The organism is Thiobacillus sp. 65-1402 (assembly GCF_001897685.1).
Lineage (GTDB): Bacteria > Pseudomonadota > Gammaproteobacteria > Burkholderiales > Thiobacillaceae > Thiobacillus.
Genome location: NZ_MKUG01000067.1, coordinates 13,465 through 27,830, shown reverse-complemented (window position 1 = coordinate 27,830; position 14,366 = coordinate 13,465). Strand labels below are relative to the sequence as shown.

Annotated in this window: 11 protein-coding genes and 1 tRNA gene; 4 read left to right on the top strand and 8 right to left on the bottom strand. The window is 65.7% G+C overall.

The annotated features are described in order from the left end of the window. From BGO62_RS05605 to BGO62_RS05590, 4 genes are all read left to right on the top strand, one after another. On the top strand, positions 1-2,630 hold a 2,630-nt coding region (locus BGO62_RS05605), incomplete at its 5' end, for an EAL domain-containing protein (RefSeq protein WP_296640073.1). Positions 2,631-2,749: 119 nt separating this feature from the next. Further along, entirely contained in the window at positions 2,750-3,148 is a 399-nt protein-coding gene (locus BGO62_RS05600; RefSeq protein ID WP_296640070.1) for a TraR/DksA family transcriptional regulator, read from the top strand. Positions 3,149-3,204: 56 nt separating this feature from the next. Further along, positions 3,205-3,510 (top strand): HPF/RaiA family ribosome-associated protein, encoded by a 306-nt coding sequence (locus BGO62_RS05595; RefSeq protein WP_296640068.1) that lies wholly within the window; start codon positions 3,205-3,207, stop codon positions 3,508-3,510. Between the two features lie 46 nt (positions 3,511-3,556). Continuing rightward, entirely contained in the window at positions 3,557-5,068 is a 1,512-nt protein-coding gene (locus tag BGO62_RS05590; protein ID WP_296640066.1) for a bifunctional aminoglycoside phosphotransferase/ATP-binding protein, read from the top strand. A 215-nt stretch (positions 5,069-5,283) separates the two neighbouring features. On the opposite strand, the gene BGO62_RS05585 is transcribed toward BGO62_RS05590, so the two are convergent. From BGO62_RS05585 to fdhE, 8 genes are all read right to left on the bottom strand, one after another. Next, positions 5,284-6,507 (bottom strand): MBL fold metallo-hydrolase, encoded by a 1,224-nt coding sequence (locus BGO62_RS05585; protein ID WP_296640063.1) that lies wholly within the window; start codon positions 6,505-6,507, stop codon positions 5,284-5,286. A gap of 92 nt (positions 6,508-6,599) precedes the next feature. Next, positions 6,600-8,441, bottom strand: coding sequence for an adenylyl-sulfate reductase subunit alpha (aprA, locus tag BGO62_RS05580; protein WP_296640061.1), 1,842 nt, complete (start codon positions 8,439-8,441; stop codon positions 6,600-6,602). Positions 8,442-8,445: 4 nt separating this feature from the next. Then, on the bottom strand, positions 8,446-8,901 hold the full coding sequence (aprB, locus tag BGO62_RS05575; RefSeq protein ID WP_296640060.1) for an adenylyl-sulfate reductase subunit beta: 456 nt from the start codon (positions 8,899-8,901) through the stop codon (positions 8,446-8,448). Continuing rightward, the gene (locus BGO62_RS05570) at positions 8,880-9,653 is read right to left on the bottom strand and encodes an adenylyl-sulfate reductase (protein WP_296640058.1); all 774 of its coding nucleotides are present in this window, start codon (positions 9,651-9,653) and stop codon (positions 8,880-8,882) included. The genes aprB and BGO62_RS05570 overlap by 22 nt, the downstream gene beginning before the upstream one ends. 219 nt (positions 9,654-9,872) lie before the next feature. Continuing rightward, positions 9,873-9,968: transfer RNA gene (locus tag BGO62_RS05565), tRNA-Sec, on the bottom strand. Between the two features lie 14 nt (positions 9,969-9,982). Continuing rightward, positions 9,983-11,893 carry a selenocysteine-specific translation elongation factor gene (gene selB, locus BGO62_RS05560; protein WP_296640056.1) on the bottom strand — a complete coding sequence of 637 codons (1,911 nt, stop codon included), beginning with the start codon at positions 11,891-11,893 and terminating at the stop codon, positions 9,983-9,985. An 82-nt stretch (positions 11,894-11,975) separates the two neighbouring features. Further along, a complete protein-coding gene (gene selA, locus BGO62_RS05555; RefSeq protein WP_296640054.1) occupies positions 11,976-13,376 on the bottom strand; it encodes an L-seryl-tRNA(Sec) selenium transferase in 1,401 nt (466 codons plus the stop codon). Between the two features lie 70 nt (positions 13,377-13,446). After that, positions 13,447-14,361: a formate dehydrogenase accessory protein FdhE gene (gene fdhE / locus BGO62_RS05550; protein ID WP_296640052.1), complete on the bottom strand. Its 915-nt coding sequence runs from the start codon at positions 14,359-14,361 to the stop codon at positions 13,447-13,449. Positions 14,362-14,366: the final 5 nt, after the last annotated feature.

Sequence of the window (14,366 nt, the reverse complement as noted above, 5' to 3'; positions counted from 1 at the left end):
GCCTTACCCGGGTGGTCGACCGCATTGCTGCCGGCGACTTGTCGCAACGGGCGCCGCAGGAAAAGATCGATGAACTGAACCGGCTGGCCCGCGCCTTCAATCACATGACCGACGCCCTGGCGGACGCCCGTTACAACCTGGAAGCCCAGGTGGAAGCGCGCTCGCAGGAGTTGCGCGAAATATCCTCGCTGCAGAGCGCGATTCTCGATCAGGCCGGAGCCCTGGTGCTGGTGCTCGATCGCGAAGGGCGCATCCGCCGCTTCAATCGCGCCTGCGAGGAGCTGACGCACTATTCCTTTGCTGAGGCCGAGGGGCGTTTTGTCTGGGATTTCCTGCTGACGCCGGAAGAGCGGGACAGCGTGCATGAGGAGGCCTTCGACGCCCTTGTCAGCAATCCGCATGTCTTGCGCGCATCGCATACCAATTATTGGGTTGCCCGGGACGGCACCAGACGGCTGATCGAATGGTCGAACACCCTGTTGCTCGACGAGCGCGGCGAGACGGCCTTCATGGTCGGCATCGGCATCGACGTGACGGAAAAAAGAATGGCCGAGGCAGCGCTCCAGGAAAGCGAGCAACGCCTCAGCGCAGCGCAGCGCATCGCCCAGGTCGGCAGTTGGGAACTCGACCTGGCCAGCGGCAAGCTGACCTGGTCGGACGAGATATTCCGTCTCTTCGAGGTCGACAAGGCGGCGTTCGACGTCTCCTACGAGGCATTCCTGGGCGCGATCCATCCGGAAGACCGCGACCGGGTCAACCGGGCCTACACCGACTCGCTGACGACCCGCACCCCCTACGAAATCGTCCACCGGCTGAGGATGCCGGATGGCCGAGTCAAATGGGTGAACGAACGGTGCGAGACCTTCTTCGACGCGCAAGGCACAGCGCTCCGCTCCCGCGGCACCGTGCAGGACATCACCGAGCGCAAACAGGTGGAAGAGGCGCTGCGGCTCTATGCCAACGTGTTCGAGCACAGTGGCGAGGCCATCCTCATCACCGATAGCGGCAACCGCATCCTGGCGGTGAATCCCGCCTTCACCCGCCTCACGGGATACGCCATCGACGAGATTCGCGGCGACAACCCGCGCATTCTCGCTTCCGGGCAGACGCCCGCCGAAACCTACCAGGCCATGTGGACCGCATTGAACGAGACGGGTTACTGGCAGGGCGAGATCATCGACCGCCGCAAGGACGCCACCCTCTACCCGAAATGGATGTCGATCTCCGCCGTCCGCGATGCCGACGGCCAGATCGCCCATTACGTCGCCAGCTTCACCGACATCTCGGAGCGCAAGGCGGCCGAAGCGCAGATCCGCCATTTGGCGTATCACGATGCCCTCACCGGCCTGCTCAATCGCTTCAGCCTGCAAAGCCAGCTGGAACAGGCGCTGGCCATGACGCGCCGCGAGCAGCGCGCACTGGCGGTGATATTCCTCGACCTGGACCGCTTCAAAACCATCAACGACACCCTGGGCCACGCCGTAGGCGACGCCCTGCTCAAGGAAGCGGCACGCCGCCTGCGCGACAACACGCGCGAGAGCGACATCGTGGCGCGCCTGGGGGGCGACGAATTCGTGGTGGTGCTGACCGAAGTGGACGATGTCGCGGCCGCCGCCCGCGTTGCGCAGAAGATTCTGCAGGTGCTGGCCCAGCGTTACCGTATCGGCGAAAAGGAGCTGCATTCGACGGCGAGCATCGGCCTCGCCTTCTATCCGGGCGACGGCGAGGACGGCGACACGCTGATGAAGAACGCCGACGCCGCCATGTATCACGCCAAGTCGCTGGGCCGCAACAATGTCCAGTTTTTCACCGCAGAGATGAACCTGACCGCGGTGAAACGCCTGATGCTGGAACATGACCTGCGGATGGCGATCGAGACAAACCAGTTCGAACTGCATTACCAGCCGCAGCTGGACAGCTGGAATGGCCGCGTCGTCGGGGTCGAGGCGCTGGTGCGCTGGCGCCATCCGCGCAACGGGCTGGTGTCGCCGGCACTGTTCATTCCCGTCGCCGAGGAAACGGGAATGATCCTGCCGCTGGGCGGATGGGTGCTGGACGAGGCCTGCCGCCAGCTGCGCGCATGGCGGGACGCCGGGGTCGCGGAGGTGACCATGGCCGTGAATCTGTCGGCGCATCAACTGCACTCCCCCGTCCTGCTGGCGCAGGTTGCGCAAGCGCTGGAAAAACACGGCTTGACGGGCACCGACCTCGAACTTGAAATCACCGAATCGGCGGCCATGCACGACCCCGACGCCAGCATCCGCCAGCTCAAAGCCCTGCGCGATCTCGGCGTGCGCCTGTCGATCGACGATTTCGGCACGGGCTATTCTTCGCTCAGCTATCTCAAGCTGCTGCCCATCCACACCCTGAAGCTCGACCAGTCCTTCGTCCGCGACATCGAGAGCGACGCCAACGATGTCGCCATCTGCACCGCCACCATCGCGCTTGCGCACAATCTGGGGCTGGCCGTGACCGCGGAAGGCGTGGAAACCGAGGCGCAGCGTCTCCTGCTGACCTCGCACCACTGCGATTTCATGCAGGGATACCTGTTCAGCAAACCGCTGCCGGCCGATGCCGCGCTGGCATTCATCCAGGCGCGGGCACCCGCAGCCTGCGCAAACCCCGGGTGAAGCCCTCCCCCATCCTGTGCGGGCGCGCCGATGGCGCCGGGGGGTCGCCATTGAAATGGGAGCTTGCTATCCTGACACTTCCGGCAGGCAGCCCAAACCCGACACGCGCAGGAGCTTCGATGGCCGCACTTCATCAATCCCAACTCGACCAATTGGTCGAAAAACTCAAGACGGATTACCAGATGCTGTTGCGCGAAGTGCGCACAGAACTGGAAAACTCGGGCGACCAGCATCGCATCGACCTGCTCAACAGCGAACCCGGCGACAGCGGCGACGAATCGATGGCAAATGTACTGGCGGATTTCAACGTGGCGATTCTGGACCGCCAGGTTCAGGGCCTGCGGGACATCGAGGCTGCATTCCTGCGCATCAAGAACGAGGAATACGCTGTGTGCATCGACTGCGGAGGTGAGATCGGTTTTGACCGCCTGATGGCCTATCCGACCGCCAAGCGCTGCATCGTGTGCCAGGAGCGGCGCGAAAAGCAATACGCCCAGGAAGGCCACCCGAAAATGTAAGCGCAACAAAACAACCCAGCTTCATCCTATCCCGAAACCCAACGGAGTCCCTCTGCATGAAAACCCCGCTTCAAATCACTTTCCGCGACATGCCCCATTCCGACGCCCTCGACACGCACATCCGCGACAAGGCGCACAAGCTCGAACAGGTCTTCGCCGACATCGTCAGCTGCCGGGTGGTGGTCGAGCAGCCCGCCAAGCACCAGCAGCAGGGCAAGCCGTTCAACGTCCGCATCGACCTTGGCGTGCCCGGTTCGGAAATCGTGGTGGACCGGCAGCAGAACGAAGACGTCTACGTCGCGCTGCGCGACGCCTTCGATGCCGCGAAACGGCAGCTGGAAGACTACGCGCGCCAGCTGTAAGCATGCACGCCACGGTCAGGCCGGCACGGACGCGCTGCCGGAAGCGATGAGCGACACGCCCGAACTGATCCGCAGCCTGCATGACCCGGCCTGCTACGACCACGCGGCAGGGCCGGTCCGGGTGATCGAAACCCACATCTCCCACGTCCTGCTCACCGGCGAATTCGCCTACAAGATCAAGAAGCCGCTCAACCTCGGCTTCCTCGATTTCAGCAGCCTCGACAAGCGCCTGCATGCCTGCCGCGACGAAGTGCGGCTCAACCGCCGCCTTGCGCCGACCATCTATCTCGACGTCGTGCCCATCGCCGGCAGCCCCGCCGCCCCGCGCATCAACGGCGCCGGCGCGGCCTTCGAATACGCGGTGAAAATGCGCCAGTTCCCGCCAGACGCCACGCTCGACCGGCTCGATGCGCAGGGCCAAATGACCGCACGGCAGGTCGAAACCATCGCCGCCACCATCGCCCGCTTCCATCTGCAGGAGTGCGCGCGTGCCGCGGAGGGCCAGCCGTGGGGCAGCCCGGACGCCATCCGGCAGCCGGTGGCGCAGAATTTCCTGCAGATCGCGGCGCACCTCGAAGCCGCCGCCGACCGCCGGCAACTCGACGCCCTGCAACGCTGGAGCGAAACCGAACACGCCCGCCTGACACCGCTGATGGCTGCGCGCAAGCGCGACGGCTTCGTGCGCGAATGCCACGGCGACCTGCACCTCGGCAATCTGGCCTGGGTCGACGATCGGCTGCTGGTGTTCGACTGCCTCGAATTCAATCCGGAACTGCGCTGGATCGACATCCAGTCCGAGGCCGCGTTCGCCTACATGGACCTGCTGCAGCGCGGCCACGCCGACTGGGCCTGGCTGTTTCTCAACGCCTGGCTGGAACAGACCGGCGATTACGCGGGGCTCGCGCTGCTGCGTTACTACGCGGTCTACCGCGCGCTGGTGCGCGCCAAGGTCGCCGCGATCCGCAGCGGCCAGACCGCGGGTCCGGAACGTACCGCCGTGCTCGCCGAAACGCGCGCGCTGCTGGAACTAGCAACCGCGCTGACGCACCCCCGTCCCTTGTGCCTCGACGTCACCCATGGCCTGTCGGGCTCCGGCAAGACCACCGTCACCCGCGCCCTGATGCAGGCTCCCGGCGCGATCCGCCTGCGCTCCGACGTCGAACGCAAACGGCTGGCCGGACTCGACGCCCTGGCGCGCAGCGGCTCGGAGGTCGGAACGCATCTCTACGCCACCGATGCCACCCGGCAAACCTACCGTCACCTGGCCGAGCTCGCCGGCCAGTTGCTCGATGCCGGCTGGCCGGTCATCGTCGATGCCACCTTCACCGCGCGCTGGCAACGCGACCTGCTGCGCGAAACCGCGCGCGCGCGCCGCGTCGAATTCCACATCCTCGATTTCCCGGTTCCCGTCGCCACCCTGCGCGAGCGCATCGTCCATCGCTCGCGTACCGGCAGCGATGCCTCCGAAGCCGATCTCGCCGTGCTGCAGCATCAGCTCGACACCGAAGAGCCGCTCGGCACCGACGAGCAGGCCGACATTATCGGCATCGGCCAATAGTTGCATGGGCTTCTGTGAAACCATGTTGAGATGCGCAGCGTAACGCATTGATTTTGTTTGCATGCCGACCTGGATTCACCCAGGAATAACCATGCTGTACAGCATTAAAAAACACTGGCAACACGCTGTTTCAATGGGTTTTATGCAGAGGGTGACGGGGTGCCTGAACCTCGCCGTCCCTGCCGCCGTGAAGACGGCGTCGCAGAGGAAGCGGGTCACGCCATGCCAGGCCGCGGGGGCGGTGTTTTCCCCACCGCGCAGATGTTTTTTCCCAGCTCCAGCGCCTGCGCCTGGCGCTCGTCCGGACTGGCCAGTCCGGCATTGGCCCGCTTGATCTCGACATAGGCCGCCGGAAACACCGGCAGGTTCGCCAGGATGTAGTCGCAGAAAGCTGTTTCGCCCTCGGCCAGCTTGAGCAGGCCCGGATTGCGCTGCTTGAGTTCCCCCAGGGTGGCGCGGAAGACGCCGTTTCCATCGCCTGCCGCGTTATCGCTGAAATGGGCCGGCAGCACCACCGTCTCGTCCGGCAGTTCCGCCATCCGCTTCAACGAGTCGTATAGCAACGGGGCCCATGCCTCGGCTTTGCCGCCCAGGTCCGGACGGGCGACCGATTCCAGGAACAGGCTGTCACCGCTCAGCAGATAACGCCCCTCGATGAGAAAGGCGACCATCCCCAGGGTATGGCCGGGAAAATGCAATGCCCTGACCTCGGCCCGGCCGATGCGCAGCGTCTGCCCCGCCTCCAGCGGGCGATAAGCCACGCGAGCGGGCAGCAGGTCCAGCGGATGGATCGCGTCGTAGGGATGCAGATGGTAGGGAATATGGTCGTCCCGGCCCAGCGCCGGCCCGCCGCTCAGATGGTCGGCATGGAGATGCGTATCCAGCGCCCGTTCGATCCGCGCATCCAGCGCAGTAGCCAGTTCATGGTAAATCCCGAGATGGCGGGCGGGGTCGAAGACTGCGGCGCGATGCTCGCTCGCCAGAACGTGGCTCAGGCAGCCGCGCGCCGGACGCACCACCTGGTAAAGCGAAAAGCGCTCGCCCTCCTCGACTGGGAGCCAGGCGTAAAAGTTGCCCCACGCCGCCATGCCGCCTGCCAGGTTCGTCGCATCGAAACCCAGGCGGCGCAGCCCTTCCGCAACGTAAGCGGAGGTGTTGCCCTCGGCGCAGACAGCAAGGATGGGGCGGTCGGCGGGCAGCTTTGCCATGAGTTGCGCCTTCACCCCGCGCATCACGGCCTCGGCGACATCCTCCTCGCCTTCCAGGTCGAGCAGCTCGAAATAAGGGATATTGAGCGCGGCGACGGAATGCGGGCCTTCGACCCGCCAGCGCTCGAACTCGTCGCGGTTGCGCACGTCGAGGATGAACATCGGCGCGTTGCGCAACAGCCGTTCCCAGAGCTGCTGCGGACGCGTGACAGCGGTGGTTTTCCCCGACATGAGGCACCTCCTGGCGGAACCCCGTACACCGGGCTAGCGCATGGCCGAGGCTCGCGTGCCGGCCGGCTTGGTCCTTGAAATATAGCTGCCCGCTACGCGATGATGTGGTGGACAGGCAGCCGGCTCATCTGCCAATCGTTTTCTGCGGCGTCGTAGCGCGATGCGGTGAATACATGCCAGTCGGGGTCGACCAGCTTCGGGTGGTCGGCGCGATAGTAATAGCCGGGCCAGCGGGTTTCCTCCCGGAACAGCGTGTGCCGGGTGACCGCTTCCGCGGTCAGGACGCGATGATGAAGCTCCCAGGCCCGTTGCAACTGATGCAGGTCCTCGGCGCCGAGATGCTCCAGATCCTCAGCCAGCATGCGCAAAAGTTCGAGGCCGCGGTTGAGCATCGGCCCGCTGGTCACATAAAACATGCTGACGCCACCGACGTACTCGTCCATGATCTTCTCCAGCCGCTGCAGTCCCTGCAGCGGGGAGAGGTAGCCTGGCGCCACGCTCCCGGCGACGATCTCGTTGCGGTTGACCGCGTAGGTTGCCAGCGGCTGGAAGATCCTGTCCCTGAGCCGGTTGATTTCCGCTTCGTCCACCTGGGGCGGGCTTCCTGCCAGGTCCATGACATATTTGACGGCCGACTTGCCGGCGATTCTGCCTTCCGTAAACGAGCCGGACGAGAACTTGTGCGCGGAACCGCCGATGGTGTCACCGGCACCGAACAGGCCATCGACCGTGGTCATCCGGTTGTATCCCCACTGGTAGTCCGCCGGGGCGCAGTCCTCCGGCCCGCTCGCCCATGCCCCCGAACAGGTGGCGTGGGAACCCATGACATAGGGTTCGGAGGTGATCAGCTCGGACGGCGTCTCCTTCGGGTCGATGTTCTGCGACGCCCAGACGACAGCCTGGCCGACCGTCATGTCGAGAAAGTCCTCCCAGCTGATCGTCTCTTTCTCATGGGTGTCGATCGCGTCCTGGGTATGCATGTAGATGGGCCCCTTGCCCGCCTTGATCTCCTGCAGCAGGGCATGATTGCGCAGACAGGTCGGCAGGGGCGCGGTCTCCGCGTACTTGCCGACGAGAGCCTTCATTTCCTCCAGCATCGACGCCTCGAAATGCTCGCCGCAGGCGTTGGTGACGAAGGCCTTGAGCAATAGAAACCAGGCGCCGACCGGCCCGTAGCCGTCCTTGAAGCGGGCGAGCACGATCCGGTTCTCCATCTGGATCATTTTTGCGCCCGCCTGTATCAGCAGGGCGTAGGCCGAGGCGCTGCTCCAGGGCGCGTACCAGGTCCGGCCCATCCCCTCGCCCACCGAGCGCGGCCTGAACACGTGCGAAGCCCCGCCGGCGGCGTTGATGACGGCCTTCGCCCGGAACACGTAGAACGCGCCATCGCGGACGTTGAAGCCGACCGCGCCGGCGACCCGGTTGGCGCGCGTCCTGTCCATCAGAAGATGGGTCACCATGATCCGGTTGATCACTTCGGCGGACTTCCTGGCGGCCTCGGCGATGATCGGCTTATAGCTCTCGCCGTGGATCATCACCTGCCATTTCCCTTCCCGCAGATACCTGCCGGTCTCCGGGTTCTTCATGATCGGCAGGCCCCATTCCTCGAACTTGTGCACGGTGGCGTCCACATGCCGGGCGATGTCGAAAACCAGATCCTCGCGCACCAGGCCCATCAGGTCGCCCCGCACGTAGCGCACGAAGTCGTCCGGCTGGTTCTCGCCCCAGCGCATACCCATGTAGCAGTTGATCGCCGACAGGCCGTGCGCGACGGCGCCGCTGCGCTCGATGTTCGCCTTTTCGGCGACGACGATCTTCAGGTTGCGCCCCCAATAGCGGGATTCGTAGGCGGCGCCGCACCCGCCGAACCCGCCCCCTACAATCAGGATGTCGGCATCGACGAAGCGGATTTTTCTGGATGAGAAAAAGCCCATGGCCTCACCCCCGCTTCGGATCGAAAGGCGGCAGCGATGGCAGCGTCGCCACCATCAGCGCAGCGGGTTCGTGCGCGAGCAGCGGGGAGTCCATGGCATCGGCGCCGGGCGCCTCGTAGGCGGAGGGCGGCTTGATCGACCCCCAGGGGGTGGTCCTGATCGGGAAGGTGAATGCCTTCACCCGCCCGTCACGGTAGCGTATCTTCCATGAGATGGTGTTAGCGGCTTCTTCCCTCAGCACCCTGACGCTGTGTCCCAGCGGCGCGAAATCCGCGTAGCCGCGAACGTCGATCGCATGCTGCGGGCATGCCTTCACGCAGGAGTAGCACTCCCAGCAGAAATTGGGCTCGATGTTGTAAGAGCGCCGATAGACCGGGTCGATATGCATGATGTCGGACGGGCAGATATCCACGCATTGTCCGCAACCGTCGCATCGCGTCATGTAGGTGAAGGTGGGCATCGGCCCTCTCCCGCCGTTGCGGATGCCGGCAGATCCGACGATCCGTTCGCCTCCTCCAGCCTTCTCTGCAGGGCCACCGCCGGCTTGTAGAACATATGGGCGAATTTGGACCAGGCTACCGAACCGAAAAGCAGCGTCGAGAAGAGGATGTAGAGGCCGAAAAACACCCTGTTGGCAAGCGTGTTCTGCGCCACCGTCACGACCTCGAATATCAGGGCGAAAGTCACGCTTGCGAGGAGCGCGACGATGAACAGGTCGGCGCGCACCAGGCGCCAGGGTGAATGGCCGTCATGGGCGACGTTGACCCGGAGGAAGAAGAAAAACCAGTAGCCGCCGACGAGCACCATCAGGATGCCGACGTTCCACAGGACAGGCAGGACAGCCGGAGTATGCGGGTCCGCCGGGTAGCCGAATACCAGCACAAGGGTCGTAACCAGATAGAGCACGAAGCCATAGGACATCAGGAGATGGGAAACCCTGCGGCTGCGGTTGCAGAATTCGCCGGAAGTCGCCACCTCGTTCGCGAGGGTTCTGGCCGCAATGGCGGCCATTTCCGCACCGCTGAGTTGCCGCACCGCGGCAACGCGCGAGCGCTGCTGCTGCCGCGCGAAGAATTCGGCGCTGCGTTTGCGATGAAGGTCAAACACGGTTCCCGCGACAACCGCGAGAACCATCAGAACGATGTAGGCCTGCAGGTAGGAAGGGGGCAGGAAATCTGTCGCCGGGATGAACGGATTGTCGGTGAACACCATGCCCTCCCATGTCCGTCGGCGTTCCTCCGCATGGCGAGATGCCTTGTCATACGGACGAAGGCTGCGCTTCGAGGATGTCGCGGCGCCAGGCGGCGGAAATGCCGCTCGTCCAACTCACGCTAGCAGCTATCGCGGCCTTGTCAATTTGCCCGCAGAGCGGGCCGGGGCTTTCGGCAGGACATGTCGGCAGGCATGCCGGATCGCCATGCCAACGAAAAGTGGCGGAAGGGAGTGGGAGTCGAACCCACCCGGGAGCGACTGACACCCCCAACCGGATTTGAAGTCCGGCCGCACCACCAGGAACGCTTCCCTTCCAGTTAAAACTTGATTCAAACGGCCTGTTCCGCCTTGCCGAACAGGTCCGGATTGCGCAGCCGGTGGGCTTCGCGCACCCGACGGGTGAAGCCCACCCGATCGAAAAACTCCAGCACCTGCACCGCGCGCTTGCGGCCCAGGCCGGTGCGGTCGCGAAACGCGGCGGCGCGCGTCTCGCCGGCCGTATTTTCCAGTTCCTGTACCACCGATGCCATCCCGGCCAGGGTTTCCGGCAGATAAAACAGGTCGTGCACCACCTGGTACAGCTTGCCCTGGCGCGCCAGTTTTTTCAGCAATCGCCGAACCGACGTCTCGTCATGGCCGCTCAGCCGGGCCAGATCGCGCACCCAGGGCGGGTCGAAGGCAGCCTCCGCCAGCAGGGGATGAATACGCCGGTAAAGCGCTTCTTCCTGCGGGCCGAGGGTGATGCGATGCGTCTGCAGATGCAGCCACGGCCCGCTGCGCTGCAGTTTATCCGCTGCCAGCAGTTCCTCGCTCAATACCGCGAATACCGCAGCCGGCAAGCGGGGCAGAAACATGCGCCGGGCCCGCGCCGCATCGGGGCCCAGTTCGTCCGGAAACCGTTCGTGAAAACCGGCCAGATCGGCCAGCAGTTTCTCCTGCAGACAATACCAGTGCGGAGCGGAAAAAGCCCAATTCTCGGTGCCGGCGCGCACGAGCCTGCTGCCGGACGGCAAATCGTCCGCCACGCGTTCGCGGTTCCAGTTCACGGCCAGGCTGTCGAGGTTCATCCCCTGCGGGGCAAGTTCGAGCAAGCGGGCCAGGCGGGGTGCCGGGTCTGCAATCTGTAGTGCGGCCAGTTCGGCCAGGCGCGAAGGCGTTTTGCGTTTGCGCGCCGGCCCGCCCGGGTCCAGCACCGCGCCGCCGCCGATGGTGTGGCGCGCCGCGCTGTCACGCACGATGAAACGGTCGCCGTGCAGCGCGCCGACGGGATGATCGGTCACAAGCTGGGCCAGCGTGGTGCCGCCCGGTGCCAGAACGACGCCTTCCAGCAGGGCCACCCGTGCCATGACATGGGCCGCCCCCAGATGGAGATGAACGGGAGACCAGTGCTGCAAGGCATGCGGGGCATGCGCGGAGAGATCGAGCCGTACGTCGAGGCGTGCGCTGGGCGCATGCAGGCGCGGCGCGACGATCCAGTCACCGCGCTGAATCTCGTCCTTGCCCACACCGCCGAGGTTGAGGGCGCAGCGCTGTCCGGCTGTGCCCAGCTGCGCCGCCTGGTTCATGACATGCAGGCTGCGCAGGCGGGCGATCTTTCCACTGGGCGTAATGCGCAAGTCGTCCCCCACCCGCACGCTGCCGGAAAACACCGTTCCGGTGACGACCGTCCCCGCTCCCTTGAGGGAAAAGCTGCGGTCGACCGCCAGCCGGAACCCGCCGTCGCCGCCAGGCCGCAGCGTGGATTGCGCGGCCTCGTGCAGATGCCTGCGCAAGTCTTCGATGCCCTGCCCGCTCGCCGCCGAAACCGGAAACACCGGCATGCCGGCCAGCAGGGTATCGCTCAGCAACAGTCGCAGGTCGCGTTCGACCTCGGCGATCCGCCCGGCGTCGGCCCGGTCGGCCTTGCTCAGCGCCACCGCGCCGCGCCGGATTCCCAGCAGGTCGAGAATATGCAGATGCTCCCGCGTCTGCGGCATCACGCCGTCGTCCGCCGCCACCACCAGGAGGGCGAAGTCGACCCCGGCCGCGCCGGCGAGCATGGTGTGAATGAAGCGCTCGTGGCCGGGCACGTCGATGAAGCCAAGCACCTCGCCGTTTTGCAGCGGCTGATAGGCGTAGCCCAGTTCGATGGAGATGCCGCGCGCCTTCTCCTCCCTGAGACGATCGGTGTCGACGCCGGTGAGCGCATGCACCAGCGTGGTCTTGCCGTGGTCGATGTGTCCGGCGGTGCCGACGATCATGATGCGGCCGCTTCCGTCGATGCCAGGGCGCAAGCCGGCAAGGATTCGCGGTCCTGCATGCAGAACGGCTGCCCCCGAACATTCATGCGGTCAGCCTCGCCAGCTGGGTTGCGAAACACGCTTCGTCGGCCACGGCCAGACAGCGCAGGTCCAGGCGCAAAGCGCCGTCCGCAATGCGCCCGATCACCGGCACCGGAAGGCCGCGCAATGCGGCCTCGATGTCGTGCAGCACGCCGCTTTTCCTTGTGGCGGGCCGCACCGCCAGCGCGCAACTGTGCAGGCGGTCGATCGGCAGCGAGCCGCTGCCGATCTGCGACAGGGCCGGCTCGGCGCTCACGCGCACCGGCCAGCCAGCGAGCGCCCGCTGCATGGATGGCAGCAGGCGCGCAGCCTGGGCCTGTATCTCTCCGGCCTGACGGGTCAGCAGATGCAGGGTGGTGAGCCGGGCGGCCAGCCGGTCGGGGTCGCGGTACAGGCGCAGCACCGCCTCCAGCGCCGCCAGGGTGAGCTTGTCGACGCGCAGGGCGCGCTTGAGCGGGTTCTTCCTGATGCGCTGGATCAGGTCGCGGCGACCCGCCAGGATGCCCGCCTGCGGCCCGCCCAGCAGCTTGTCGCCGCTGAAACTGACAAGGTCGGCGCCCGCCGCCAGCGAAGCCTGCACCGTCGGTTCGCGCGGCAGGCCGAAACGCGTGAGGTCGATGAGCGTTCCGCTGCCGAGATCGACCACGAAGGGCAGCCCATTGGCATGGGCAAGCGTCGCCAGTTCCGCCTCCGGCACGCTGGCGGTAAAGCCCTGGATGGCATAGTTGCTGGTGTGCACCTTCATCAGCATGGCGCAGCGTGGATCGATGGCGCCTTCGAAGTCGCGCAGGTGGGTGCGGTTGGTGGTGCCCACCTCCACCAGTCTGGCGCCGGCGCGGCTCATGATGTCGGGAACGCGGAAGGCGCCGCCGATTTCCACCAGTTCGCCGCGCGAGACGATGACCTGTTTCCTCAGTGCCAGGGTGTTCAGCAGCAGAAACACTGCGGCGGCGTTGTTGTTGACCACGGTGGCGGCCTCGGCGCCGGTGAGCTCGCACAGCACCCCCTCCACCACGTCGTCGCGGTCGCCGCGGCCGCCGCTTGCAAGGTCGTATTCGAGCGCGCAGGGATGGCGTGCCGCCATGACCAAGGCGTCCACCGCCTCATCCGGCAGCGGCGCGCGGCCCAGGTTGGTATGCAGCACGGTGCCGGTGAGGTTGAACACCCGCTGCAGGCGGGGCGCGTTGCGCTGCGCCAGATGCGCCGCAAGATGGACCGTCAGGCCGGGTTCGGTGTAGTCGACCAGTGCGCCATCGCGCGCGGCCTGGCGGGCCGAATCGAGCACGCTGCGCACGCCGGCGAGCACCGGTTCGCGGCCGTATTCGGCGATGAGCGGGGCGACCGCGCTCCAGCTGAGGACGCGGTCGATCGAGGGCGGACGGAGATGCGGGGCGCTATGCACGATAGACAATCCCTTTGCAGTTTATGAATCGGTGTTTTGCGGCGCTACGGCTCTCTTTGCACGGACTTTTTTACAGGCTGCCCTGAATCAGATACCAGTTGACCCCGCTGCGGGCAAAACCCGCCTCGTCCATCAGCAGATCGAGCGCCAGGCTGGCGAGATCGTCGGCCACCGGATCGGCCAGCGGGTTTTTGTCCTGGTGAACGATTTTCAGATAGGTCCGGCATTCCGGACAACTCTCGGCTCGCACCCCGTTGTCGCCGCCTTCCAGATGATGGTAGACGATGCCGCGGGTGTTGTCGCAGTTGCTGCACTTGGCCCGCACAACGTGCCACTCCGAGCTGCACAATGCGCAATGCAGGTAGCGCAGGCCATTTTCGGCGCCGCCGATGCGCACCACGGAACTGACCGGATGCGAGCCGCATACCGGGCACAGGTTGGGATGCTCGGGCCGCGCCACCTGGGCGGATTCGAGTTGGCGCGCGAGCTGGACCCAGTGCACCTGCAGGGCGGCGCCGATCACCGGTGCCACGGCGGCATCCAGTTCGTGCAGGCTTGCCTCGAGCAGATGCCCGGCCTGCGCCTCCAGCCAGGCATCCTGGCCTTCGAGGACAGGCCGCAACGCCGCCCGGCCGGCCAGGGGCAGTGCCTCCTGAACCGCCAGGGCCAGCTGTCGCGCCGTATCGCGCCATCCGGATGGACGCGCCAATCCGGCCGGAGCCAGTGGCGGCATGCGGTATTCGCGGCATTGCGCCAGCAGTTCGGGCGCCGGCAGGCTCGCCGCAGGGCCGTCATCGAGGCGTTCCTGCTGGGCACGGGCAAGACGGGCGACAAAGCGCAGGTAGTCGCCCAGGGTGTGTCCTGCGGCCAGTTGTTCCAGCCTCCGCGCACGCGTCAGGAACAGGTCGGCGGGCGGCAGCCGCAATTCGGGAATACTGCCGGCCGCCGCTTCGATCTGGCCGGGCTGCAGGAGAGTGGTGGTCATATGCG